Source organism: Halogeometricum sp. S1BR25-6, assembly GCF_031624495.1.
GTDB lineage: Archaea > Halobacteriota > Halobacteria > Halobacteriales > Haloferacaceae > Halogeometricum > Halogeometricum salsisoli.
Window position 1 is genome coordinate 1,251,920 of sequence record NZ_JAMQOP010000001.1, and the last position, 22,223, is coordinate 1,274,142.

26 protein-coding genes are annotated in these 22,223 nt (G+C 69.6%); 14 read left to right on the forward strand and 12 right to left on the reverse strand.

Annotated elements, in window-relative coordinates; all coding sequences use genetic code 11:
• Positions 1 to 47: 47 nt before the first annotated feature.
• Positions 48 to 713 carry a bifunctional 4-hydroxy-2-oxoglutarate aldolase/2-dehydro-3-deoxy-phosphogluconate aldolase gene (locus NDI76_RS06535; protein WP_310923197.1) on the forward strand — a complete coding sequence of 222 codons (666 nt, stop codon included), beginning with the start codon at positions 48 to 50 and terminating at the stop codon, positions 711 to 713.
• A 5-nt stretch (positions 714 to 718) separates the two neighbouring features.
• On the opposite strand, the gene NDI76_RS06540 is transcribed toward NDI76_RS06535, so the two are convergent.
• The gene (locus NDI76_RS06540) at positions 719 to 1,411 is read right to left on the reverse strand and encodes a carbonic anhydrase (RefSeq protein WP_310923198.1); all 693 of its coding nucleotides are present in this window, start codon (positions 1,409 to 1,411) and stop codon (positions 719 to 721) included.
• A gap of 78 nt (positions 1,412 to 1,489) precedes the next feature.
• On the opposite strand from NDI76_RS06540, the gene NDI76_RS06545 reads away from it, so the two are divergent.
• Positions 1,490 to 1,849 carry a VOC family protein gene (locus NDI76_RS06545; protein WP_310923199.1) on the forward strand — a complete coding sequence of 120 codons (360 nt, stop codon included), beginning with the start codon at positions 1,490 to 1,492 and terminating at the stop codon, positions 1,847 to 1,849.
• A gap of 8 nt (positions 1,850 to 1,857) precedes the next feature.
• Here the strand turns inward: NDI76_RS06545 and NDI76_RS06550 are convergent, their stop codons facing one another.
• The 5 genes from NDI76_RS06550 to NDI76_RS06570 form a co-directional block, all read right to left on the reverse strand.
• Positions 1,858 to 3,549 (reverse strand): PH domain-containing protein, encoded by a 1,692-nt coding sequence (locus tag NDI76_RS06550; protein WP_310923200.1) that lies wholly within the window; start codon positions 3,547 to 3,549, stop codon positions 1,858 to 1,860.
• On the reverse strand, positions 3,549 to 4,016 hold the full coding sequence (locus NDI76_RS06555; RefSeq protein WP_310923201.1) for a PH domain-containing protein: 468 nt from the start codon (positions 4,014 to 4,016) through the stop codon (positions 3,549 to 3,551). Before NDI76_RS06555 ends, NDI76_RS06550 begins: the two co-directional genes overlap by 1 nt.
• A gap of 162 nt (positions 4,017 to 4,178) precedes the next feature.
• A complete protein-coding gene (locus tag NDI76_RS06560; RefSeq protein ID WP_310923202.1) occupies positions 4,179 to 4,970 on the reverse strand; it encodes a DUF7260 family protein in 792 nt (263 codons plus the stop codon).
• Positions 4,967 to 5,089: a hypothetical protein gene (locus tag NDI76_RS06565; RefSeq protein ID WP_310923203.1), complete on the reverse strand. Its 123-nt coding sequence runs from the start codon at positions 5,087 to 5,089 to the stop codon at positions 4,967 to 4,969. The genes NDI76_RS06560 and NDI76_RS06565 overlap by 4 nt, the downstream gene beginning before the upstream one ends.
• A 96-nt stretch (positions 5,090 to 5,185) precedes the next feature.
• Positions 5,186 to 5,644 (reverse strand): CopD family protein, encoded by a 459-nt coding sequence (locus tag NDI76_RS06570; protein WP_310923204.1) that lies wholly within the window; start codon positions 5,642 to 5,644, stop codon positions 5,186 to 5,188.
• 149 nt (positions 5,645 to 5,793) lie between these two features.
• Between NDI76_RS06570 and NDI76_RS06575 the strand changes: the two genes are divergently transcribed.
• A complete protein-coding gene (locus NDI76_RS06575; RefSeq protein ID WP_310923205.1) occupies positions 5,794 to 6,339 on the forward strand; it encodes an iron transporter in 546 nt (181 codons plus the stop codon).
• A 111-nt stretch (positions 6,340 to 6,450) separates the two neighbouring features.
• Here NDI76_RS06575 and NDI76_RS06580 read toward each other — a convergent pair whose 3' ends face one another.
• Positions 6,451 to 7,182, reverse strand: a complete 732-nt coding sequence (locus tag NDI76_RS06580) for a YqjF family protein (protein ID WP_310923206.1) — start codon at positions 7,180 to 7,182, stop codon at positions 6,451 to 6,453.
• A 133-nt stretch (positions 7,183 to 7,315) separates the two neighbouring features.
• On the opposite strand from NDI76_RS06580, the gene NDI76_RS06585 reads away from it, so the two are divergent.
• Genes NDI76_RS06585 through NDI76_RS06595 form a run of 3 tightly spaced genes read left to right on the forward strand, consistent with a single transcriptional unit; the run spans position 7,316 to position 9,530 of the window.
• Positions 7,316 to 7,846: a macro domain-containing protein gene (locus tag NDI76_RS06585; RefSeq protein WP_310923207.1), complete on the forward strand. Its 531-nt coding sequence runs from the start codon at positions 7,316 to 7,318 to the stop codon at positions 7,844 to 7,846.
• Positions 7,847 to 7,880: 34 nt separating this feature from the next.
• Positions 7,881 to 8,126 (forward strand): DUF8145 family protein, encoded by a 246-nt coding sequence (locus tag NDI76_RS06590; RefSeq protein ID WP_310923208.1) that lies wholly within the window; start codon positions 7,881 to 7,883, stop codon positions 8,124 to 8,126.
• Positions 8,127 to 8,138: 12 nt separating this feature from the next.
• Positions 8,139 to 9,530: an acyl-CoA thioester hydrolase/BAAT C-terminal domain-containing protein gene (locus NDI76_RS06595; protein ID WP_310923209.1), complete on the forward strand. Its 1,392-nt coding sequence runs from the start codon at positions 8,139 to 8,141 to the stop codon at positions 9,528 to 9,530.
• 82 nt (positions 9,531 to 9,612) lie between these two features.
• On the opposite strand, the gene NDI76_RS06600 is transcribed toward NDI76_RS06595, so the two are convergent.
• Positions 9,613 to 10,644, reverse strand: coding sequence for a succinylglutamate desuccinylase/aspartoacylase family protein (locus NDI76_RS06600; RefSeq protein ID WP_310923210.1), 1,032 nt, complete (start codon positions 10,642 to 10,644; stop codon positions 9,613 to 9,615).
• Between the two features lie 126 nt (positions 10,645 to 10,770).
• Between NDI76_RS06600 and NDI76_RS06605 the strand changes: the two genes are divergently transcribed.
• From NDI76_RS06605 to NDI76_RS06620, 4 genes are all read left to right on the forward strand, one after another.
• Positions 10,771 to 12,069 carry an oxidoreductase gene (locus tag NDI76_RS06605; protein ID WP_310923211.1) on the forward strand — a complete coding sequence of 433 codons (1,299 nt, stop codon included), beginning with the start codon at positions 10,771 to 10,773 and terminating at the stop codon, positions 12,067 to 12,069.
• A 139-nt stretch (positions 12,070 to 12,208) separates the two neighbouring features.
• On the forward strand, positions 12,209 to 12,763 hold the full coding sequence (locus NDI76_RS06610) for a YbhB/YbcL family Raf kinase inhibitor-like protein (protein ID WP_310923212.1): 555 nt from the start codon (positions 12,209 to 12,211) through the stop codon (positions 12,761 to 12,763).
• Between the two features lie 146 nt (positions 12,764 to 12,909).
• Positions 12,910 to 13,287 (forward strand): helix-turn-helix domain-containing protein, encoded by a 378-nt coding sequence (locus NDI76_RS06615; RefSeq protein WP_310923213.1) that lies wholly within the window; start codon positions 12,910 to 12,912, stop codon positions 13,285 to 13,287.
• Positions 13,288 to 13,316: 29 nt separating this feature from the next.
• The gene (locus NDI76_RS06620) at positions 13,317 to 13,577 is read left to right on the forward strand and encodes a DUF7521 family protein (RefSeq protein WP_425498351.1); all 261 of its coding nucleotides are present in this window, start codon (positions 13,317 to 13,319) and stop codon (positions 13,575 to 13,577) included.
• Positions 13,578 to 13,641: 64 nt separating this feature from the next.
• Here the strand turns inward: NDI76_RS06620 and NDI76_RS06625 are convergent, their stop codons facing one another.
• Entirely contained in the window at positions 13,642 to 14,220 is a 579-nt protein-coding gene (locus NDI76_RS06625) for a DoxX family protein (protein ID WP_310923215.1), read from the reverse strand.
• A 188-nt stretch (positions 14,221 to 14,408) separates the two neighbouring features.
• Between NDI76_RS06625 and NDI76_RS06630 the strand changes: the two genes are divergently transcribed.
• On the forward strand, positions 14,409 to 15,062 hold the full coding sequence (locus NDI76_RS06630; protein WP_310923216.1) for a DUF2238 domain-containing protein: 654 nt from the start codon (positions 14,409 to 14,411) through the stop codon (positions 15,060 to 15,062).
• A gap of 56 nt (positions 15,063 to 15,118) precedes the next feature.
• Here NDI76_RS06630 and NDI76_RS06635 read toward each other — a convergent pair whose 3' ends face one another.
• A complete protein-coding gene (locus NDI76_RS06635; RefSeq protein ID WP_310923217.1) occupies positions 15,119 to 17,062 on the reverse strand; it encodes a DEAD/DEAH box helicase in 1,944 nt (647 codons plus the stop codon).
• A 138-nt stretch (positions 17,063 to 17,200) separates the two neighbouring features.
• On the opposite strand from NDI76_RS06635, the gene NDI76_RS06640 reads away from it, so the two are divergent.
• The 3 genes from NDI76_RS06640 to NDI76_RS06650 are packed head-to-tail and all read left to right on the forward strand — an operon-like array spanning position 17,201 to position 20,501.
• A complete protein-coding gene (locus tag NDI76_RS06640; RefSeq protein ID WP_310923218.1) occupies positions 17,201 to 18,643 on the forward strand; it encodes a COG1361 family protein in 1,443 nt (480 codons plus the stop codon).
• A gap of 5 nt (positions 18,644 to 18,648) precedes the next feature.
• Entirely contained in the window at positions 18,649 to 19,359 is a 711-nt protein-coding gene (locus NDI76_RS06645; RefSeq protein WP_310923219.1) for an ABC transporter ATP-binding protein, read from the forward strand.
• The gene (locus NDI76_RS06650; RefSeq protein WP_310923220.1) at positions 19,356 to 20,501 is read left to right on the forward strand and encodes an ABC transporter permease; all 1,146 of its coding nucleotides are present in this window, start codon (positions 19,356 to 19,358) and stop codon (positions 20,499 to 20,501) included. The genes NDI76_RS06645 and NDI76_RS06650 overlap by 4 nt, the downstream gene beginning before the upstream one ends.
• Positions 20,502 to 20,555: 54 nt before the next feature.
• Here NDI76_RS06650 and NDI76_RS06655 read toward each other — a convergent pair whose 3' ends face one another.
• Together NDI76_RS06655 and ribH are read right to left on the reverse strand one after the other, a co-directional pair.
• Complete coding sequence (locus tag NDI76_RS06655; RefSeq protein ID WP_310923221.1) at positions 20,556 to 21,704, reverse strand: pyridoxal phosphate-dependent aminotransferase; 1,149 nt, start codon at positions 21,702 to 21,704, stop codon at positions 20,556 to 20,558.
• Entirely contained in the window at positions 21,701 to 22,105 is a 405-nt protein-coding gene (gene ribH / locus NDI76_RS06660) for a 6,7-dimethyl-8-ribityllumazine synthase (protein ID WP_310923222.1), read from the reverse strand. The genes NDI76_RS06655 and ribH overlap by 4 nt, the downstream gene beginning before the upstream one ends.
• Between the last annotated feature and the right edge of the window lie 118 nt (positions 22,106 to 22,223).

A 22,223-nucleotide genomic window follows, 5' to 3' on the forward strand; every position in this document is an offset into this window, starting at 1 on the left:
CCCCGTCTCGGGTGTTTATTAGGCGCCGCGGCGGACTCCGAGACGACATGGTCGCCTCCGACTCCACCGCGGACATGAACCGACTGACCGACAGCGGCGTCGTCGCCGTGATGCGCGGCGCCGACGCGGACACCATCATCGACGTGGCGCAGGCGCTCAACGACGGTGGCGTCACGGCCTACGAGATAACGGCGGACAACCCCGACGCCATGGACCTCATCGGCGAGGTGTCGGCCTCGTTCACCGAGGAGGAGGCCATCGTCGGCGCGGGGACGGTGCTTGACGACGCGACGGCCCGCGCCGCCATCATGAACGGCGCGGAGTTCGTCGTGGGGCCGAACTTCGACCGAGAGGTCGTCGAGACCTGCAACCGGTACGGAACCCTCGTCGCGCCGGGCATCCTCACGCCGACGGAGGCGGTGAACGCCTACGAGGCGGGCGCCGACATGGTGAAGGTGTTCCCGGCGTCGGTGATGGGGCCGGACCACCTCTCCAGTCTCAAGGGACCGCTGCCGCAGATTCCGCTGATGCCGACGGGCGGCATCGACATCGACAACGTGGCCGACTACATCGAGGCCGGCGCCGTCGTCGTCGGCGCGGGCAGCGCCATCATGGACGCCGACGCCATCGAGGCGGGCGACTTCGATTCGATTACGGAAACGGCTCGCGAGTTCACGCGGGTCATCGAGGACGCGCGCGAGTCCGGCGAGTAACCGACTCAGCGAATCGAACCCACCTTCTCGCAGTGCGTCTCCGACACCGCTCCGCGGAGCGCATCGGTGTCCGTCTCGCCGTCCAGGGAGACGAGGTACGCCGCGCCGTCGTCGTCGCCGTACGCCTGCTGGAAGTCGTAGACGAGGCCGGCGACGGCCACGTCCTCCGGCACCGCGTCGTTCTGGACGAGGAACTCGGCCTGCGTCTGCACCGCACACTCGACGAGGCGGTTGACCGCCTCGCCGTCCGGCGTGTCGCCGTCGAAGACGCCGTCCTCGCGCGCGGATTCGACGATGGGTTTCAGCCGACCGACGGCCGCCTCGACCGACGGCGGGAGCGACTTCCCACCTCCGTCGCCCGTCACGGCCTCGTAGGCGGCCGTCACGGCCCCGCACCCGGTGTGGCCGAGAACGGCGATGAGTTCCACGTCCAGCGCCGACACCGCGTAGCCGACGGCGTCGTTGACGACGAGTTCGCCGTCAACCTCGGCCCACGCCTGGTTGCCGACGTTGACGCTCGTGAACAGGTCGCCGTCGACGTCCGCGTTCCAGACGGCGTCCGCGGGGACGCGCGAGTCCGAACACGAGACAGAGACGACGGAGGGGTCCTGACTCTCCCGTATGCCCTCGAAGTGGTCCCGCGAGAGGTTCGCTACGTGTTCGTCGTTACCGCCGAGTATCTTCTCCAGTGCGTCCATGCCAGTCGACACGTCCCTCCGGGGTATCAATCGGCCGGACCGCGACAGTTCTTTCTCCGGCGGCCGCGAGGGGAACGCATGACCGCGGGAGGCATCGTCTTCTTCCGGACGGCGAACCGAGCGGCGACCACCGAGTTCTACGCGGACCGCGTCGGCGCGACGGCGTGGCTCGAACAGCCCGGATGCACGATACTTCGTCACGGAAACCTGCTGTTCGGGTTCTGCGACGCCGAGGAGACGGAAACCGAGGGCATCGTCACCTTCGTGTACGACACGGAGAGTGAGGTAGACGCGATGCGCGAACGCGTCGGCGACGCGGCGCGGGAGGACCCGCACGAGAACGAGACGTACGACATCTACCAGTTCTTCGCCGAGGACCCGGACGGACGGACCGTCGAGTTCCAGACGTTCCGGCACGGGGTGTCCGACCCGCTCTGAACGCCCGTTCAGCGCCCGGCGTCGTTCGGCGACTCGTCGTCCCCGCGCCGCGTGTCCGCCGCCGCGTCGTCCCGCGTCTCCCCCCAAACGAACGGGTCCGCGTCGTCGCCGTCCTCCGTCGCCTCGTCTCCCGAATCGCCCTCGCCGGTCGACGTCACCTCCGCATCGCCCTCGTCGGTCGACGCCACCACGTCCACCTCGTCTTCGACGCCCATCCCGACGCGACCCTGTCGGTGCGCGGCGACGGCGGTTCGGAGCCGCGACTCCAGTTCCGCGCGGAGTCCGTCGGCGTCGTCGGCGTCGATGTCGACGGCCGCGGCGTCCTGCCCTCCGATGGAGAGCGACCCCGCCGTGTCGACGGTGACGGAGGCCAGTCCGAGGCGACGCTGGAATATCGTCCGCGTGTCGATGACCGTCTGGATGCGGTAGTACGGCACTACCTTCGTCTCGCGCTTCAACACGCCGTTCCGGGTGACGACGTGGTTCTCGCCGAGCCAGTACCCCCTGTGTTTCCACTTGTAGTGCGCCGCGATGCCGGCGACGGGGAGGAGTGCGAGCGGCGCGTACCACGCGAGGAACGGTCCGAAGACGGCGTTCGCGCCGTACAGCGCGGCCGCCGCCGCGCCGATGACGATGCAGTAGCGGCCGAAGTAGCGCCGGCGCGTCCGCTTCGGGGGGCGGCGGAAGTCGGGTGTCCCGACGGGTTCGATGTCCTCGACGAGTCGCTCGATGCGTTCTCTCCGGGCGACGGGGACGGCCGCCTCGGACCCGCGCGAGGAGTCCCCCTGTCCGGGGGCGTAGCCCGCCGTCTCGACCAGCAGGGTGGCGTAGCCCGCCCAGCGTTTCAGCGGGTTGTCGGCTATCGTCAGCGTCTGCACCTTGTCGAACGGGATGGAGCCGTCGTACCGCTGGAGCAGGCCGCGCTGATACTGGAGTTCGTCGCCCGAGCGCACGAGGCGGAAGTCGTAGTAGTTCACGACGGCGACGGCGGCGCCGGCCACCCACGACGCCAGCACCCCGAGGGCGAGGAGGACGGACACGCCGACGACGACGAGGAGGGGTCCCAACCCCTCCGGCAGGTAGGAGGTGACGAACGTGAGCGCCCCCGAGAAGAACACGAACAGGATTCCGGGCACGCGGAAGTCGAACGAGAGCGCCCCGAGGATGGCGAGTTCGCGCCGGTCGAGTTCGAAGAGCACCCGCGCGTCCGGTTCGGTCGACTCGCCCTCGGCGTCGAGTGACGCCCCGCGCTTCAGTCGTCCCAGTTCGCGCTGGAGCCGCTTGGCCTCCTCGAAGGAGACGAACCGCAGGCTGGCCTCCGTCTCGCCGCCGCCGGCCGTCTCGAAGGAGACGGCGGCGATGCCCACCGCGCGCTGGACCACGTTGCGCGAGATATCGACGTTCTGGATGCGACGGAGGGGAATCTCTCGGTTCCGCCGGGCGAACACGCCCGACTCGATGTCGAAGGTGTCGGCGGTGAGTTCGTAGGCGAACCGCCGGAAGTAGGCGTACTCGTAGGCGACGAAGAGGATGGCCACGAGGCTGGCCAGTCCGACGAGGACGAGGGGGCCGGCGATGCCGACGAACGGGAGGCTGAACCCGCCCGTGGCGAGCGTGAACGCGAGGGCGGCGACGATGCTCCCGCCGCGCTGAAGCACCCGATAGGGGACGGACAGCGGGGAGAGGCGTTGGACGGCCATCAGACCGCGTCGTCGCCCTCCGAGCGGATGGCGAGGCGCTTCAGTCGCTCGCGCAGTTCGTCGGCGCCGTCGGCGGTGAGGCCCGGCACCGCCACGTCGGCGCCGCGCGACCCCGCGGTGTAGACGACGGTGCTCGCCAGACCGACGACGCGCTCTATCGGCCCGCGCGAGGAGTCGACGTGCTGGATGCGGACGAACGGGACGACGGTCCGCACGCGGGTGAACACGCCGCGTTCGAGGTACAGCGAATCCTCGCGCACCTCGTACCCCCACGAGCGGTAGCGCGCGACGGCCGCGAGAGCGCCGAAGAGGAACACGACGGCCGCGGCCGCGTACGGCGTCCACGAGGGGAGGAACGGCGGCGAGAGGAACGTGACGACGGCGAACAGCACCGCGCCGACGACGAGCGCTGAGACGGCCGCGCTGGCGACCCAGAGCAGTTGCACGCGCGGGTCGAGCCGGTTCATCGGCGGGGACGACGGGCGCAACGGGGTGCGATGGGCGGAGACGACGCCGCGGCGGAGGCTGTCGGACTCATGCTAGGGGACGTTCCGTACTCGTGATACATATCTGTGGCGAGACGGCGGTGAGGCGACGGAAGGCGGCGAACCGCCGACGCCGCGGCCGCCTCAGAGGGCCGCCACCGACCGCCGGTCGACGCGCGCCAGCGCCGTCTCGACGAGCGACCGAGCGCTCGCGAGGGCGTCCAGCGCCGGGTGGTCGACCGGCAGGTCGGCGTAGAGGTAGCCGGCGACGCTCGGGGCGCGGTTCGAGAGCGTTCGCCGGTGCGACCGCATCGTCTCCTGCCGGCGCGCGGCCGCCTCGTCCAGTCCGTCCCGCACGTCGAGGACGGCCGTGCGGAGTCGGGCGAGGTCCGCGAACGACCGCTCCGAGAGCGGCCGGTTGTCCAGCGCCCGAAGGCGGTCCACCGAGTCGTCGACGGTGGTCCGCGCCGACGCCAGCGACGACGACTCGGCGGCGAGCAGCGAGACGAACTCCTCGCGTTCCCGCATCGCGGCCGTTGCCCCCTCCACGACGGCGCCGCGGAGCGGCGGGGTCAGCGTCCCGCCGCCGGTCAGGCCGGCGGCGACCGCTTCTCCGAACTCGGCGGCGACGCTCTCGGCGTACTCGTCGCCGTACTCGGACTCGTAGTGCGGAACCGCCATCACGGTCCGCCGGTACTCCCGGCTGACGGCGGTCAGCGAGGCCGACCGTCCGGTCCGCGAGAGCGCACCGGCCGCCGGCGGTCCGCCGGACCCCTCGGGCGGCGCCGTCGGCCGGACGTCCGCGACGGCCGAGCGAAACGCCCGGAATGCCGTCCGCTCGTCCGTGCAGCGTCGACGCTCGCGCCGGACCAGCGAGGTGGCGTCGCCGAGGTATGCACCGACGAGCGGCGTGCCGTCGCCGTCCGCACGGCTCATCGCTCGACGGTCCTCGAGAACGTACCCAGCGCCGTGGTGCGACGGAGGACGATTCGGCCGTCCGCGCCGATTTCGATGGTCAACGGGGCGTTCGCGTCCCGGGAGTCGTCTTCGCGCATCTCGTCCGCCGGTGCGACCGCTCGGCGCATGAAACTATCGGATATAGTATATATCCGAGACATATCTCTATAGATTCTCTGTAGTTCGGTACGGTCTCAGTACGGCGCGAATCCCGCGGCCAGCAGACCCCCGTCGACGAGGAGGAGCACCCCGACGACGGCGGCCGCGCGGAACAAGGTGATAGTCTCGCGGACGGGCGTCCGGACGCGCTTCTCGCGGAGGCCGGCGACGAGTCGGCTCCGACCGACCTCCACGAGGGCGGCGAGCGCCACCCAGAGGACGAGCATGGCGAGGACGAGGTGACCGCGACCGGATTCCGCGAGCAACTCGAACGTGTAGCGCGTCCCGGCGAGGTGGCCGCCGGTGAGGAACATCACCACCGACGCGACGCGGGAGCCGTAGACCAGCCTGTCGGCCAGCGTCTCCAGCGGTCCGGCGTCCAGCGACCCGTCGAGGGCGGCGGGGAGCACCGCCCCGGCGACGAAGACGACGCTTCCCACCCAGAGCGCGCCCGTGAGGACGTGCAGCGTGACCATCGCGGTGTCGAGTACCATGTCGTCGCGTTCGCCGCTCGCCGCTTGAACGTCGGTGGTTCGGTTCCGGGCGTGCGAACGGGTTGCATGGATGACCGAAGTGACGCTCACCGGGGTCCCGTTTCCTGTCGGCCATCAGTCACTACGGACGAGACGCACAACCGCGAGGCGTGCCTGACAATCCCGAGAAGCAACCGAGCGACGAGGTCGACCTGAACCAGATTCAGCAGTCTCGCACGGAGGGCGAAGCGTACCAGACGTCGGTCTCCTACATGGCGAACACCGTCGCCAACGACGGCGGCACGACCGAGGCGGGCGACTACGTCGTCGGCTACGCACAGGAGGAGGCCGAACCGATGTACGAACTCGCGGGCGAGGGCGAGTTCGAACTCGTCGAACCCGACGACGAGAACTGCCACCTCGAAGTCGTCGTCGCCGACCGTGGCGACAAGCGATTCGTCCCCTACTGCGACGTCTCCGCGACGCTCGAACGCAGTGGAGAGGAGTACGGCCCCTTCGAGTTGAACTTCCTCTGGCATCCCGGCGTCTACCACTACGGGTCCAACGTCGAGGTGCCCGAGGGCGGGACGTACGACATGCACGTCACCGTCGAACCGCCGGAGTTCCACCGCCACGACGAGCAGAACGGCGACCGGTACGGCGAGACGGTCGAGGTCACGTTCGAGGAGATAGACGTGGAGACGGGACAGGACTGAGTCCGCGCGGAACGGTTCGGGCACAGCGAAGCGAGCGCGGAGACGGGAACGCGAACCGCGAACCGACGGCGGTCCCTCCTCTTCCGACCGTCGCGCGCGGAGCGCCGGCCGTCAGTCGCGGGCGAGGTGGATTCTTCCAGCGGTGACGTCCGCGCCCGGCGAGTAGTGTAAGAGGGGTTCCGAACCCGGTTTCTCGAAGCCGTTGGCGGCGAATAGCGTGTTCGCCCGGAACTCGGCCTCGGCCTCGCGGAGCGGCCACGGGTCGTGCGCGATGTCGCCGTAGACGAGCGTTCGACCGGACGCGTAGAAGCGGTAGTTCTCGGTCAGGAAGTGTTCGAGCGTACCCGGTTCGGCCGTGAACGCCTCGCCGGTCGGCCGGTACGTCGCGTCGAAGTGCGCCGCCGACGCGCCGCGGTGCGTGCGGTGGCTGGCGAACTCGACGTCGTTCCCTCGGCGCCGGACGCGCATGTCGGCGCGGTAGTACGGGAGCGCGTAGAGGCGCCGGGCGACGGGGACGCCGAACCGGTCGTCGGCGTCGAGGTTGAAGAAGTACACCGCGTGGTCGTCTTCGTCCGGCCGCCGGACGTACGTCCGGAGGTTCAGTTCGGGAAAGGAGAGGCCGAACGGCGCCCCTTTGGGTCTGATGTCCTCCATGAGGAAGGCGACGACGCCCAGCCACGCCCGTCCGTCGAAGGTGGCGACGTCCAGTCCGTCCGGGAGGCGGGCCGCGACCGCCTCGGGGGCGACCGACCAGTGAGCGAACAGGGCGTCGCGCCAGCGCATCCGCAGCAGTCCGTCCAGATTCGGAAGCGAGAGCGAGCACGCGGAGTCTCCTGCGACCATCTACCCGAGGCTGAGGACCGCGCGTACTTGCGCGTTCCGCCCCTCTCATCGACCGCTTTCGGTCGCTCGCCTCCGAGCACCGACCCGTCCCGTCGGCCACAGCGGACTTGAGTGTCGCTCGTGAACCGTCGGTATGGAGTTCCGCGTCGTCCGCGGCGACATCGCACAACGGTCCGCCGACGCCCTCGTGAACGCCGCCGGCACGAGCCTCCAGATGGGTTCGGGGGTCGCCGGCGCACTCAAGCGGCGGGCCGGCCGGGGTCTCAACGACGCGGCGACGTCCCAGGGACCGATCGACCTCGGCGCGGTGGCCGTCACGGAGGCGTTCGAACTCGACGCCAGGTGGGTCATCCACGCCGCCGCGATGCCGCACTACGGCGACGGGAAGGCGACGGCCGACAGCATCCGCGACGCGACGCGGAACGCCTTGGCGCGCGCGGACGAACTCGGCTGCGAGTCGCTCGTCATCCCGGCGCTCGGGTGCGGCGTCGCCGGATTCGACCTCGAAGACGGCACGCGCATCATCTGCGAAGTCATCGACGCCCACAACCCGTCGTCGCTCAACGACGTGCGATTCGTCGCGTACGACGAGGCGGAGTACGAAACGGTCGAACGCGTCGCTCGCGAGGTTCGGGGCGCGGACGGCGCCGCGGCGGGCGACTGAACGGTTTTTGCGCCTCGGGTCCCTCTTTCCGCCGATGCGCGTTCCGGACGACGCGCCGCCGACGTGTCCCGTCTGCGGCGTCGCCTACGACTCCGTCTCAGAGCACGACGCCGGACTGATGGTGAACCTCCTCGACAACGACGCCTACCGACGGGTGTGTTTCGACCCCGTCGCCGTCGACAACCGACCCCACGTCCGGTTCTACCACCACACGCACGGACAGGTCGAGAGAGTCGGAGAGGAGGGGGAACGAGAGAGCGAGAACGCGAGCGGTAACTGACGACGAGTCCGGATGTCACGCTTTTGTGAGGCGGCTGCCAACTCGAAGGGGATGGACGTCGGTTCGCTCTCCGACAGACGCGCGTACCTCCGCGCCGTCGGCGGTCTCGGCCTCGCGTCGCTCGCGGGGTGCGTCGCGAGCGACGCCGCCCCCTCGGTCGCCGTCCCGTCGTCGGCGCTGACCGACGAACCGGTTCCCGTCGTCGTGAAGGACCTGGATCCCGGCGCGTCGGTGACGCTCCGAGCGACCGCACGCTCCCGGAGCGGGAGGCGGTGGGAGTCGCGCGCTGACTTCGTGGCCGACGACGGGGGCGTCGTCGACGTGTCCGAGCGGGCGCCGCTCGGCGGCACCTACGACTGCGCGGACGCCACGGGTCCCTTTTGGTCGATGCGCCCGGCCGACGCACCGGACGGTCCGCTTCCGCCAGGCGCGCGGTTCACGCCGCCCGAGGGCGCCTACGACGTGGCGCTCGCCGCCGAACGCGGCGGCGAGACGCTCGCGTCAGCGACGATGACGCGCCTGTTGTTCGACCCCGACGTCGAGTCCCGACCCGTCGGCGACGGTCTCGCCGGCCGGTTCTTCGCGCCGCCCGGCGACGACCCCGTCCCGGCCGTCGTCCACCTCCACGGCGCCGCCGGCCGGCCGCACCTCGCCACGGGCCGACTGCTGGCCTCGCGCGGTATCGCGGCGCTGACGCTGCAGTACTTCGGCGACCCGGAGCCGACTCCGGACACGCTGACGGAGGTTCCGGTAGAGTACGTCGAACGAGCGGTGTCGTGGCTTCTCGGCCGCGACCGGGTCGTCGGATCGATCGTCGGCCTGTTCGGGTTCTCCCGCGGCGGGTCGCTCGCGCTCCTCGCGGCGAGTCGGAGCGATGCGGTCGGTGCGGTCGTCGGGTGGGTGCCGAGCGGACTCGTCTGGGAAGGGCTCGGTCGCGGCCGCGCGCCGGCGGGCACCTCGGCGTGGTCCGTCGACGGCGAGCCGATTCCGTTCCTCGAACTCGCCGACGCCGACCCCGGACCGCCGCCGACGCCCGCCCTCCCCTACTACGAACCGGCGCTGGTAGGGGCGACCGAGGCTCAACTGGACGCGGCCGCTATCGCCGTCGAGGACGCGGACGCGCCGGTGTACCTCGTCTCGGCGACCGACGACGCGCGGTGGCCGTCGACGGCGTTCTGTGACCGCGTAGTCGACCGACTCGACGCCGCGAACTACGCACGCGAGTACCGACACGACCGGCACTCGGGTGCGGGACACTACCTTCGCCTGCCGTACCTCCCGACGCCGGGCGTCTCGCGCGACCGACTCCACGTCTACGGCGGGACGCCCGCGGCGAACGCGCGCGCCTCCGCGGCGGCGTGGTCGGAAACGGTCGCGTTCTTCCGTCGGTCACTGTCGGCGTGAGTCGGTTCGACGGCGCGAACCTCGGGACTACGGTCGTTCTCTCCGAACGGCCGTGCTCGGGTCGAGCCGATGAAACGGCTCTTCAGGACCACGGTCGTTCGGAAAACTCCCCGGCTTTTATCTCCCGCTCTATCTCCGTGCGCGTCTTCTCGTCGACGCTCACGAGGTGACACAGCGGGTGTCCCGGCGCGGCCACCGGGTTCTGCAGGACGCCGATGACGAGGCCGGTGAAGGGGGCGACGACGCTGTGCTCGCGCTTTTTGAAGTGGTCCGAGACGGTGCAGATGGTGTCGCCCTCGTAGACGAGAGGCACGTCGCCGTACCGCATCTCCACGAGTCCGCCCGCGTCGGCCCGGAGCCACGCCTTGTCCGAGGCGTTCTCGACGACTCGGGTCCACCCCGGCCACGTGACCGGTCGCCCGGGGAGCAGTCCGTACTCCGCGAGGACGCTCTCGACGCCCTCCAACGCGCGTTCGACGAGCGGAAGCTGAAATCGGTGTGCCCGGCCCATTTCGACGGTGATGGTCGGGACGCCGTCGCGCGTCGCCACGGTCCGCAGCGACCCCGGGTCCGCCTCCCCCGAGAGGATGAGGTTCGACCCGAACGACCGCGCGAGGCGGTTCACCTCGGGTTTCGCCACGTCGGCGCGGACGTGGTACATCGTCGTCCGGTTGCGCGTCGACGTGTGGAAGTCGATGCCGACGTCGCAGGGCTTGATGAACCGCTCGTATATCTGGTTCGCCATCCGCTCGGCCGTGTTCGCGGAGTTCCGCCCCGGGAACGAGCGGTTGAGGTCGAGGTCGTAGATGGGGATGTAGCGCTGCTGGGCGAGGTAGCCCGGCACGTTGGCGACGTGGATGCAGACAACGGTGCCGTGGAGCGTCGCCGGGTCGTAGCGCGCCGCCACCTCCTGCAGCACCTTCACGCCGTTCAGTTCGTCGCCGTGGAGGGCGGCGGTCATGTAGACCGTCGGTCCCCCGTGCTCGCCGTTGATGACCGTCACCGGCACTTCGACGGGGTCACCGAGGTACGTCTCGCTTATCTCGTAGCGGAGGTGTCGCTTCTCGCCCGGCGGCACCTCGGTGTCGTACCGGAACGGCTTCGGGTCGTTCATTGGGGTGTCGTCGTCGCGCCGGGGTATGAATCTTCACACAATCCGACTGGTTCGGCGCGGCGACGCGCCTCCGCGTTCGACCGCTCGCGTCGCCGTCTCTTTGGTCGTCGCCGCCGAGACACCGTCATGGCTCGGCTCGACTCCCCGTTTCGAATCGGCGACGTGACGGTTCCGAACCGTCTCTACCGCGCACCGCTGTTGGAGTGCGCGGGGAACGGTCCAGACGCCGTGAGTCGACTCGTCGCCGAGTTGGAACCCGCGGCCGCGGCGGGCGCGGGACTGGTCTGTCAGGGTGCGACCGTCGTCCGCGGGGAGGGCGGGTGCGCCGCGCCGGGGATGACCCGCGTCCACGACGACGGGTTCGTCTCGCGGCTCTCGGCGCTCACCGACGCTGTTCACGACCACGGCGCGAGGATAGCGGTCCAACTCGAACACGGCGGCCTGCGGAGCATGGAGACGTGGCACGCCGGATTTCGGGAGGACAACCCCGAACTCGAACAACTCGCCGTCTCCGAACCCCCGCGGCTCCTCCGCGCGATGGCCGCGACGGGGTTTCTGGAGTACGACGCGCACGTTCTCTCGACGGGGGAAGTGTACGAACTGGCCGCGGACTTCGGGCGCGCGGCGCGGCGGTGCGTCGACGCCGGCTACGACGTGATTCACCTCGCGGGGGCGAACATGGGCATCCTCCAGCAGTTTCTCTCGCCGTTCTACAATCGGAGAACGGACGAGTTCGCCGACGGCGTCCGCTTTCTCGAACTCGTCCACGACGAGGTTCGCTCGCGGGCGGGCGAGGTGCCCCTGATGACGAAGGTGCCGGCCGAGACGGCCGCTCCGCCCGTGGTGCGCCGCCGTCTCTCGGCCGACGACGCGGTGGGCGTCTGCGCCCGCCTCGCCGACTACGGCTACGACGCCGTCGTCCCGGTGACCGCTTCGGTGTTCTGGGACGCCAGCATCGTCAGGGGGGAGTACCCGGCGCGCGCGTGGTCCGACGGCCGGTACCGCGCGGGCTACGAGGCGGCGTTCGGCGGACTACTCCGCGCCCGCCTCGTCGCATTCGGTAACTGGGTGGAGTCGAAGGCGTACGACTTCGAACCGGCGTGGAACGCCGACCTGTGCCGCCGCGTCCGCCGCGTCGTCGACGTGCCGGTGCTCTGCGAGGGCGGGGTGCGCGGTCGGACGGAGACGGACCGACTGCTCGGCGACGCCTGCGACGCCGTCGGAATGGGCCGGCCGTTCTACGCCGAACCGCGACTGCCCGCGCGGTTGCTCGGCGAGGACGACGCGGAAGCAGTCTGCGAGAACTGCAACAACTGCGCCGTCCCGCAGGCGACGGGCGCCCCCGGCGTCTGCCGGACGCCCGAGGTGCTCCGCGAGGTAGGAACGCTGCGACGAGCGGGCGCGTACGAACTCTCCGAAAGATGACACCTCCTTCCGGTTCGCGTGTCGGGTCTCTGACGCCGGTTTCGTTCCGCCCGACGGACGTATCGAACGAGACGAGAGAACGGACGGCTGACAACTACCTCGTGGCAAACACTTTCATGTTGGGAAACGTGTCGCCGGTATGGACCGTCAAACCGTCCCTGAGGGGGGACGCAGAGCCGTCACCGATGGGGGAACCGAACGTCGCCAACTGTCGGACGTCGCGGGGCTGGCCGTCGTCTCGCCGGCGTTCGAGCGCGGCGAGGCGCTCCCGCGCCGATACACCTGCGACGGGGCCGGCGAGTCGCCGCCGCTCGCCGTCGCGGGCGTCCCCGAGGAGGCGACGTCGCTCGCACTCGTCGTGGACGACCCCGACGCGCCCGGACAGAAGCCGTTCGTCCACTGGCTTCTGTGGAACGTCCCCGCCGACACCGACGAGATACCGGCCGGGGTGCCCAAGGAGGAAATCGCCCTCGGCGGGGCTCGGCAGGGTCGCAACGACGGCGGCACGCTCGGATACTTCGCCGCGTGCCCCTCGCGCGGCGACGACCCCCACGAGTACCGCGTCACCGTCTACGCGCTGGACCGCACGCTCGACTTGCACCCCGGCGCCCGACACGACGAGGTCGCGCGGGCGATAGACGACGCGCTCGTCGAACAGACGACGCTGACGGCCACGTACCGTCGCGCGGAGTGAGGCGGGCCAGCGGATCGACGGGTCAGTCGACGACGACCGGCGCCGCGTCCCGGTCGGTCGAGTCGGCGCGCCGGGTCCGGGTTCGGCGCACGAACGGGCGGGCGGTATCCGCGAAGATTATTGTCTCGGGCGGACGAGTGCGGCCAATGGCACGCGACCGGTCCGCCGAGGAGTCGGGGGAACTCCTCTCCGTCCTCGACGCCTTAGACGACGCGGACGCCCGAGCCATCATCAGAGCACTAGCAGAACCTATGACGGCAAGCGAACTATCCGACGAGTGCGAAATCCCGCTCTCGACGACGTACCGCAAGTTGGACCTCCTCACCGAGGCCGACTTGCTGACCGAAGGAACGGAGATACGCGCCGACGGCCACCACACGACGACGTACGAGGTGACGTTCGACGAGGTGCGTATCGAACTCACCGAAGACCGGAAGCTCGACGTCGAGGTGGTCCAGCCCGACCAGTCCCCCGATCAGCAACTCGCCGACATCTGGTCGGCCGTCCGGAGGGAGACGAAGTGAGCCGTTTCACCGACGCGCCCCTGCTGGCGATGGCGGTCATCGTCGTCCAGACGGGCATCCTCATCCTCGGAGGACTCATCACCTACTTCAGCTTCAAGGCGTACCGCCGGACCGGAGAGCCGTCGCTGCGGGCGCTCGCTCTCGGTTTCGGCATCGTCACGTTCGGCGCCATCGTTGCCGGGATACTCGACGTAGTTCTCCAGACGGACCTCGTCATCGGTCTGCTCGTCGACTCTCTCATCACGCTCGTCGGCTTCGCCATCATCACCTACTCGCTGTACGTCGAGTGACGGTGACGCGCTCGGACCCCGCAGCGCCGTTCGACCAAAAAAGAAAGAGCGCCCGTTCCGCGAGTTACCCGAGGACGTAGTCGAGGACGGGGTACTTCTCGGTGAGCGCCTGTCCGTCCACCTCGTAGCGCTCGACGTAGGCGTCGAGGCCGAGGATGCGGCCCGCGCCGAAGGCGGCGACGGCGAGGAACACCAGCATGTAGGCGAAGTCGCCGTTGATCAGACCGTGCCCGACGTCCCAGTTCCCGAGGTAGAACATGAACATCATGACCGCCCCCCAGAACGCCGCAAAGCGGGTCAGGAGGCCGACGATGAGCGCCAACCCGATGGCGAGTTCGCCCCACGGGACGGCGACGTTCACGAACGCCATGAACGCCTCGTTGCCGGCCATGGCGACGAACACGCCCGCCGCGGGCGACCCGTTGGCCACCGTCGCGTTCGCGAGGTAGCCCGTGGCGTCGAACCCGGCCAGAATCTTCGCGACGCCCGAGTAGGCGAAGGCGATACCCATCATGAGGCGGAGCGCCAGAACGAACCACGCGCTGAGCGAGTGGGCTTGTCCCCTGACGGTCACGCCCGCTACCGTGCTCTCGAACGTGTTGGTCGTCCCCGTCCCCGTCCCCGTCTGCGTCGTCGTTGCCATCTTAGTTCACCTTACGTTCGGATGGACGCGACCCCGTCGAATAGATATACCCGCTGGTTCCCACGGCGAAAGAACGACGGACTGCGGCGGGATAGTCGACGGTCCGCGAGTTCCCTTCGAGTAACCGAGGGGGAACCGTTCGAGGGAACACAAGAGATTTATCCGGTGTGAGATTTCGTTTCGATGAGATGTTTCCGCTGCCCCACTCCTCCCCGCGACTCGTCGTCGGCGTCGGGTCGCTGCTCCTTGCGGCCCTCGCCGTCTGGGTCGCCGCGGCGACGCCCGGTTTCCCCGGCGACGTCCGGTCGTGGCCCCGAACGCTCCTCGTCCGACTCCGAGCGGACCTGCCGCGCGGCGACCGGGTGACCGCCGCGTGGGTCGGAATGGCGCTGTGGGCCGTCCTCGTCTCGGCGCTCCACTTCGGCGGCCTCCGCTACGGCGTCTACACGGCGGTGCCGTGGTGGGACCTCCTCACCCACGCGATGGGCGGGGTCGGCGTCGCCGTCCTCCTGGCGCTGACTCACCGCCGGACCGCGGCGGCGATACGGTCGCCGCTGTGGCTGATTCCGTCCGTCTTCGCCATCGGCGCCGGCTTCGAGGTGTACGAGTTCGTCTTCAAGGACTTCTGGTACGGCTGGTCTGCCGGCTTCTACGTCGAGGACACGCTGATAGACCTCGCGGTGAACACCTCCGGGGCCGTCGTCGTCGCGGCCGCCGTCGCCGGCTATCGGACGCTCGTCGGGGCGGGAGACGCGAACCCGAACGCCAAGGCCAACACCGGCACCACCACCGCCAACGCGGACGCCGACGACGCCGCGTCGGGCGCCGAACCGTCGAAGTAGCGGTTCACGCCCTCGCGGCGCTCCCCGGGTCCGTTGCGACCCCCCGTCCGCCCGTCTCAGAGTTGCTCGCGCACCTCGCGGAACACCGGCAGGTCCGCGTCCACGACGGCGGCGACGGCGTCGGCCGCGCCGAGCAACCACTCGACGCGTTCGAGGCGGGCCTCCAAATCGCCCGGACCGATGCGGTAGTTCTCGACGATGGCCTCGACGGACTCGCCCTCGGTCCACTCGCGGACGATGCGCGCGAGTTTCACCGCGCAGAGCCACTCCTCGAAGTCGTCGGTGTCGTTCATCGCCGTCGTGAACTCCGCGGCGTGACCGCTGGCGAAGCGGTACATCGCCGCGCGCTCGCGGTTACCGAGGTACGTCCCGTGCATGTCGGGCGTGTCGCAGACAATTTCGAGGGCCGTCAGCGCGGTGACGTTCCCGGGGTCCATCCCCGCCGCCGTCCGCACCCCCTCGACCAGTCGCGCGCCGGTCTCCGGCGTCACGTACTGCCGGGAGACGACGCCGCCGAGTTCCGTCGCCGCCAGCGCGCCCGCCGAATCGTCCGCCGCGTCCCCGCCCGCGGTCAGCATCTCCATTTCGACGAGGTCCTCGACGACGCTGCCGACGAGGCGCGTGAGGTCGACGTCGGGCGACTGGTGGGCGAAGAACGTCGCGTCCAGGAGGTCGAGGACGCTCTCTTGGGAGTCGGCGAATCCGGAGGCGACGACGCTCAGGACGTGCGTCCGCAGGGCGTCGCGCGCAGCGAGTTTCGACTCGACGGCCTCGGGGCCGGCGGTGACGTAGCGGTCCCACAGTTCGGCGACGGCCGCGTCGTCGTCGCCCTCGGCGAGGAGGACGGCCTCGCCGTAGGGGTCGAGGTGCGGGCGGCCCGCGCGGCCGCACATCTGGTGGACTTCGAGGACGGGGAGCCACGCCATCTCCTCGCCGGTGTAACGCTTCAAGTCCCGGACGACGACGCGGCGCGCGGGGACGTTCACGCCCGCCGCGAGCGTCGGCGTCGCGCAGATGACTTTCAGTTTCCGCTCGCGGAACGCGTTCTCGACCAGAGCGCGGTGGCTGCTCCGGACGCCCGCGTGGTGGAACGCGACGCCCGATTCGACGGCGTCGGCGAGGCGCGTCCCCGTCTCCGTCCGCCCGAGTTCCGAGACGGCGTCGGCCAACTCTGGGCAGTCGGCCAGCGGTTCCATCGCGAGGCGGCGCGCCAGCGACTCGGCCTCGCGGCGGGAGCGGACGAACGCGAGACACTGCCCGCCGCCGTCGACGGCGTCGGCGACGAGGGCGGCCGTCGCCTCCGTCGCGCCGTCCCCGTCCGGTCCCGGCGGTTCCGCGTCGACGGCGAGCGTCGACTCGTCGTCGAACGCCACGTCGCCGTCGGCGTAGACGCCCGTGCGGAGCGAGACGGGCCGCCACGTCGTCTCCACGAGGTCGGCGTCTAGCCAGTCGGCGATGTCCTCCGGGTTGTCGACCGTCGCCGAGAGCGCGACGATTTGGACGCCGGGAGCGCGGCGCTGAAGCGTCGCCAGCGTGACTTCCAGCGTCGGTCCGCGGCCGTCCGAGCCGAGGAGATGGACCTCGTCGACGACGACGCAGGCGAGCGTCTCGACCCACGAGGCGCCGGTGCGGATGGCCGAGTCCACCTTCTCGGCGGTGGCGACGACGATGTCGTTCTCCGCTAAGTCCTCGTCCGTCGCGTCGAAGTCACCCGTCGAGATGCCCACGCTCACGCCGGGCAACTTGGAGAACGTCTCGTACTTCTCGCGCGCGAGGGCGCGGAGCGGAACGATGTACAGGGCGGGTCCGCCGGCCGTGAGCATGGCGAGTTCCGCGATGAAGGTCTTCCCCGAGGCGGTGGGGATTGCGGCGACGAGGCGTTCGCCCTCGGTCACGCCGGCCTCGACGGCGGCGGCCTGCGGCGGGTACAACTCCTCGATACCCTCGGACTCGTAGTGCTCCTGTACCGGGGCGGGGAGCGGCAGGTCCCGGACGTGCATTCGTACGGTTCTGGGCCCGTGTTCGTATAAAAACTCGCGCCCGCCGACGGCGCCGCGACGCTCCCGGGACCACCGGACGGCGGGGGGAGCGTCGCGGCAGTTTTTTACGCTGCCCGGCGCTCTTTTTACTCAGATTACATGAGCCGAGCAGCCGTCCTCGCCCTCCTCGTGGTGCTGTCGTCTGTCGCCGGCATCGGTCTCGTCGACGCCCAGACGACGACGGCGTTCATCTCGAACGCCACGGTGTCGCCCGAACAACCGGCGCCCGGCGAGCAGTTCACCGTTCGGACGACGGTTCAGAACAGTCAACAGAGCGGCGGCGGGTTCGAGATAACCGACGTGTACGTGCGTCAACGCGGGTCGACCGACGACGTCGCCCGCGTGGAAGACATCGGGACGCTCCCGCCGGGGTCGGACGTCACCGTGCCCCTGACAGCGTCGTTCGACTCGACCGGCACGCGCGAACTCCGCGTCTACGTCGTCGGCCGGAACCCGAGCGACGAAGTCGTCCGCCTGCAGTACCCCGTCGTCGTCACCGTCCGCGAAGGCGGTCCGCAGGTCGGCGTCTCCGTCGAGGACGCCGTCGTCGGCACCGAGGGGACGGTGCAGGTGACGGCCGCCAACGGGGAAGACACCGCCGTCCGCAACCTCCGCGTCTCGCTCTCCGGCGACGCCGGTATCAGGGATGACACGCGCGTGCTGGCGACGCTCCCGGGCAACGAGTCCCGGACGTTCAACTTCTCCGTGACGCCGCGGTCGCAGACGACCGACCTGGCGGCGCGGGTGCAGTACACCACGACTTCCGGAAGCACGCGAACCGTCGCCGAGTCGGTCACGCTCGACGCCGACCCCCTCCGCGAGAGCGTCCAACTCGACGCGAGCGTCGTCGGCGACGGGGCCGACCCCGACGTGGCCGTCGACGTCGCCAACCTCGGGAACGCCCCCCTCGAAGACGCCGTCGTCGAACTCGCTCGCGACGGGAACGTGCTGTTCCGCCGGCCCGTGGCGGACGTCGCCCCCGACGAAACCCGGACCACCCGCGTCAACGTCTCGAACGTCGAGACCGGACCGATGGACGTCCGCGTCCGCTACGAGACGGGCGGGCGGACCGGCGAGGCGACGACGCGGCTGAACTACTCGGCCAACCCCGGCCGCATCGAACTCACCGGTCTCGACTACGAGACGGAGGAGGGGAAACTCCACGTCTCCGGGACGGCCAGCAACGTCGGCCTCGGCGACGTGGACAGCGTCGTCGTCCGCGTCGTCCGCACGGAGAACGTGACGCCCGCCCGCCCCAACCCCGAGTACTTCGTCGGGAGCATCCCGGCGAGCGACTTCTCCTCGTTCGACCTCTACGCCGAAGTCGACCCGGGGACGGAGACGGTGCCCATCGAGGTGACGTACCTTGCGAACGGCGCCGAGCGGACGACGCGGACCGAACTCGACGTGAGCGACCTGAACGCCCAACCCGCCGAGGAGGGAGACAGCGGCGGCCTCCCGACGCTTCCGCTCGTCGTCCTCGCGGCGCTGGCGCTGCTCGTCATCGTCGGCGTCGCCGGGTACGCGTACTTCCGACGGTGACGACGATGTCGGATTCAATCATCGAACTCGACGGCGTCTGGAAGCGCTACGAAAGCGGGTCCGAGACCGTCGAGGCGCTGAAAGACGTTAACTTCGCAGCCAAACCGGGCGAGTTCGTCGCCATCATGGGGCCGTCCGGCAGCGGGAAGTCGACGATGCTGAACGTGCTCGGCCTCCTCGACGTCCCCACGGAGGGCGTCGTCCGCCTCGACGGCCGCGACGTGACCGACCTCTCCGACGAGGAGATGACGACCCAGCGGAAGGAGTCCATCGGTTTCATCTTCCAGGACTTCTTTCTCATCCCGACGCTGTCGGCCATCGAGAACGTGGAGGTCCCGACGCTGTTCGGCCGCGACCCGACGGCCCGCGACAGGGGTGAGCGACTGCTCGGACGGGTCGGCCTCGGGGAGCGAGTCGCGCACCGACCCGACCAGCTCTCGGGCGGGCAGAAACAGCGCGTCGCCATCGCCCGCGCCCTCATCAACGAACCGCGCATCCTGCTCGCGGACGAACCGACGGGCAACCTCGACCGGAAGACGGGTCGGGACGTCCTCGAACTTTTCACCGAGTTGAAAACCGAGGAGGACGTGGCGGTCATCGCCGTCACGCACGACGACCAACTCCGAAAGTACGCCGACCGGGTCGTCAACCTCGTCGACGGCGTGCTGACCGAAGAGGGGAAGGCGGACGAACTGCGGGAGGAGTTCGGCACGTGAGCGCCCTCGAACGGCTCTACCGGCAGGTGCCCGCCCTCCTCATGGCGCGGCGGAACCTCTCGCGGAACCGCCTCCGCTCGGGGCTGGCGGCGCTCGGCATCATCATCGGCGTTCTCGCCATCGCCTCGCTCGGCATGTTCGGGACGACGCTGCGGACGGGCGCGAGCGAGCAACTCGGCGACATCGGCAACGAGATACAGATATCGCCGAACGCCCAGGAGGGCTTCGAGCGACTCACCGACCGCGACGTGGCCGACATCAGACGCGTCACCGACGAGGGGACGGTGGTCCCCATCAGACAGAAGACGGCGACGCTGACGAGGGGGGACGATCGGACGATAACGACGGTGTACGGCATCGAGAATCCCGGCGCGCTGTACGAGGCGTCGGAGGGGCAGTCGCCGGAGCGCCTCCGACAGGGGGCGCTCGTCGGGTCCTCGCTCGCCGAGCGGTTGGAGCTACAGGTGGGTAACCGAATCACGCTCGACAACGACTCCTACCGCGTCGTCGGCATCCTCGAAGAGCAGGACGGCATCTCGCTTCTGAACCCCAACAGCGCCGTCATCGTCCCCCTCGAATCGTTCGACGAGTCGGGCTACTCGCAGGTCATTGTCCGCTCGCCGTCGGGGACGGCGGCCAACGAGACGGCCGCCGCCGTGCGCGAGGAACTGAACGACCGCGAGGAGCGGGTGACCATCTTCGAGTTGGGCAGCATCACCGAAGGCATCAACCAGTTCTTCGGCATCCTCAACGCCTTCCTCATCGGCATCGGCTCCATCTCCCTCGTCGTCGCCGGCGTGGCCATCTTGAACGTGATGCTGATGAGCACCATCGAGCGCAGACAGGAGATCGGCGTGCTCCGCGCCGTCGGCGTCCAGAAGCTCGACGTAGTGAAGATGATACTCGCCGAGGCGGGACTGCTCGGCTTCGTCGGCGGCTTCCTCGGCGCCGTCCTCTCGGTTTTCGCCGGCCTCGTCCTCAATCAGGTGGTGTTGTCGGACCCCCTCCTGACGTTCGCGCCGGTGAACCTGATGTACATCGGGCTGGCCGTCGTGTTCGGCATCGTCACGAGCGTCCTGAGCGGGCTGTATCCGGCGTGGAAGGCGGCCTCCGAGCGGCCCGTGGAGTCGCTGCGGAAGTAACCTCGTCACGTCGTCGTCGCCGGGAAAAATAGAGTCCGCCCGCCGCGACCGGCCTCAGATGAGGTCGTGTTCGGCGAGTCGCTCGACGGCCTCGCGCAGTCGCTCCTCGCTCGCAGCGTAGGAGATGCGGGCGTAGCCGGGCGACCCGAACGCCGACCCGGGGACGGTGGCGACGTGGGCCTCCTCGATGGCGCGTTCGCACCACGAGGTGTCGTCCTCGTCGACGGGCAGCATCATGTAGAACGCGCCGTCACCGACGGGCACCTCGACGTCGTGCTCTGCGAACAGGTCCGCGAGCATGTCGCGTCGCTCGCGGAACGCGTCGCGCATCTCGGAGACGGCCTCGTCGGTGTTCGTGATGGCCTCGACGCCCGCGTGCTGGACGAAGTTCACGGCGCACGACACCGAGTGCGAGTGGAGCTTCGCCGCCTGCGAGACGAGGTCCTCGGGCGCGTGGAGGTAGCCGAGGCGCCACCCCGTCATCGAGTACGCCTTCGAGAAGCCGTTTATCGTTACCGTCCGCTCGGCCATCCCGTCCATGGAGGCGAGGCTCGTGAGGTCGGCGTCGTACGTTATCTCCTTGTATATCTCGTCGGAGATGACCGTGATGTCGTGTTCGACCGCCAGGTCGCGGACGCCTTCGAGGGCCGCGTCGGAGTAGACGGCGCCGGTCGGGTTCGACGGCGAGTTGACGACGAGCAGTTCGGTGTCGTCGGAGACCGCATCCGAGAGGTCGTCGAGTGCGGGTTCGAGTTGGAAGTCGTACGGCGCGAGGTCGACGCGGTTCAGCGACCCGTTCGAGAGCTTCGCCATCGCCTCGTAGGAGACCCACGCGGGGTCGAGGAGAACGACTTCGTCGCCGTCGTCGACGAGCGTCTGGAACGTCTCGAACAGCGCCTGCTTCCCGCCGGGCGTGACGATGACTTCGTCAGCGTCGGCGTCGATGCCGTCGCCCTGTAGTTTCTCCGCGATGGCCTCGCGGAGTTCGCGGATGCCGTTCGAGGAGGTGTAGCCGGTGTGTCCGGCGTCCATCGCCTCCTGTCCGGCGTCGACGACGTTCTGCGGCGTCGGGAAATCCGGCTCCCCGACCGAGAGGTCGACGACGTCGACCCCCTGTTCTTCGAGTTCGCCCGCCTTGTTGCTGATGGCGAGCGTCGCGCTGGGTTCGACCCGCTGGACGCGGGCTGCGAAGTCGAAACTCATGCTAGCACCTCCACCATATCGACCGCCGCGTTTACCGCTTCCGCACCTTTCCCGACGCGCTCTCTCGCCTCGGCGCCGCTCTGTCCCGGCCCGCTGACGCCCAGCGTCACCGGTTTGTCCCGTTCGAGGCTCACGTCCGTCAGCGCCTGCGCCGTCGCGTCGCCGATGACCCGGTCGTGCGCGGTGTCGCCGGTGACGATGGCGCCGACGACGACGACGGCGTCGACGTCGTCCCGGCGGGCGAGTCGGTCCGCGGCCAACGGCGAGTCGTAGACGCCCGGTACGCGGAGGACGTCCGCCACGTCGGCGCCGCGTTCGGCCGCGGCGTCGCGGGCGGCGTCCTCCATTCCGTCGGTGACCGAGGCGTTGAATTCGGCCACCACGAATCCCAGTGTAACCATACGGCTTGGGTTCCACCCTCCGATAAAAGAACTACCGACACGCGCAATCCGCCTCCGTCCCCGTTCCGTCCCTCCGTTCCGGCCGCCGGTCCGTCGCCGGCGACCGGACGAGTAAGTG

Coding starts and splice junctions, on each gene's coding strand:
- NDI76_RS06625 (WP_310923215.1), bottom strand. CDS start 14,220: ATGGCAACGACGACGCAGACGGGGACGGGGACGGGGACGACCAACACG.
- NDI76_RS06640 (WP_310923218.1), top strand. CDS start 17,201: ATGAGCCGAGCAGCCGTCCTCGCCCTCCTCGTGGTGCTGTCGTCTGTC.
- NDI76_RS06535 (WP_310923197.1), top strand. CDS start 48: ATGGTCGCCTCCGACTCCACCGCGGACATGAACCGACTGACCGACAGC.
- NDI76_RS06615 (WP_310923213.1), top strand. CDS start 12,910: ATGGCACGCGACCGGTCCGCCGAGGAGTCGGGGGAACTCCTCTCCGTC.
- ribH (WP_310923222.1), bottom strand. CDS start 22,105: ATGGTTACACTGGGATTCGTGGTGGCCGAATTCAACGCCTCGGTCACC.
- NDI76_RS06590 (WP_310923208.1), top strand. CDS start 7,881: ATGCGCGTTCCGGACGACGCGCCGCCGACGTGTCCCGTCTGCGGCGTC.
- NDI76_RS06550 (WP_310923200.1), bottom strand. CDS start 3,549: ATGGCCGTCCAACGCCTCTCCCCGCTGTCCGTCCCCTATCGGGTGCTT.
- NDI76_RS06545 (WP_310923199.1), top strand. CDS start 1,490: ATGACCGCGGGAGGCATCGTCTTCTTCCGGACGGCGAACCGAGCGGCG.
- NDI76_RS06645 (WP_310923219.1), top strand. CDS start 18,649: ATGTCGGATTCAATCATCGAACTCGACGGCGTCTGGAAGCGCTACGAA.
- NDI76_RS06635 (WP_310923217.1), bottom strand. CDS start 17,062: ATGCACGTCCGGGACCTGCCGCTCCCCGCCCCGGTACAGGAGCACTAC.
- NDI76_RS06565 (WP_310923203.1), bottom strand. CDS start 5,089: ATGCGCGAAGACGACTCCCGGGACGCGAACGCCCCGTTGACCATCGAA.
- NDI76_RS06580 (WP_310923206.1), bottom strand. CDS start 7,182: ATGGTCGCAGGAGACTCCGCGTGCTCGCTCTCGCTTCCGAATCTGGAC.
- NDI76_RS06600 (WP_310923210.1), bottom strand. CDS start 10,644: ATGAACGACCCGAAGCCGTTCCGGTACGACACCGAGGTGCCGCCGGGC.
- NDI76_RS06570 (WP_310923204.1), bottom strand. CDS start 5,644: ATGGTACTCGACACCGCGATGGTCACGCTGCACGTCCTCACGGGCGCG.
- NDI76_RS06560 (WP_310923202.1), bottom strand. CDS start 4,970: ATGAGCCGTGCGGACGGCGACGGCACGCCGCTCGTCGGTGCATACCTC.
- NDI76_RS06540 (WP_310923198.1), bottom strand. CDS start 1,411: ATGGACGCACTGGAGAAGATACTCGGCGGTAACGACGAACACGTAGCG.
- NDI76_RS06555 (WP_310923201.1), bottom strand. CDS start 4,016: ATGAACCGGCTCGACCCGCGCGTGCAACTGCTCTGGGTCGCCAGCGCG.
- NDI76_RS06655 (WP_310923221.1), bottom strand. CDS start 21,704: ATGAGTTTCGACTTCGCAGCCCGCGTCCAGCGGGTCGAACCCAGCGCG.
- NDI76_RS06605 (WP_310923211.1), top strand. CDS start 10,771: ATGGCTCGGCTCGACTCCCCGTTTCGAATCGGCGACGTGACGGTTCCG.
- NDI76_RS06610 (WP_310923212.1), top strand. CDS start 12,209: ATGGACCGTCAAACCGTCCCTGAGGGGGGACGCAGAGCCGTCACCGAT.
- NDI76_RS06620 (WP_425498351.1), top strand. CDS start 13,317: ATGGCGGTCATCGTCGTCCAGACGGGCATCCTCATCCTCGGAGGACTC.
- NDI76_RS06595 (WP_310923209.1), top strand. CDS start 8,139: ATGTCACGCTTTTGTGAGGCGGCTGCCAACTCGAAGGGGATGGACGTC.
- NDI76_RS06630 (WP_310923216.1), top strand. CDS start 14,409: ATGTTTCCGCTGCCCCACTCCTCCCCGCGACTCGTCGTCGGCGTCGGG.
- NDI76_RS06585 (WP_310923207.1), top strand. CDS start 7,316: ATGGAGTTCCGCGTCGTCCGCGGCGACATCGCACAACGGTCCGCCGAC.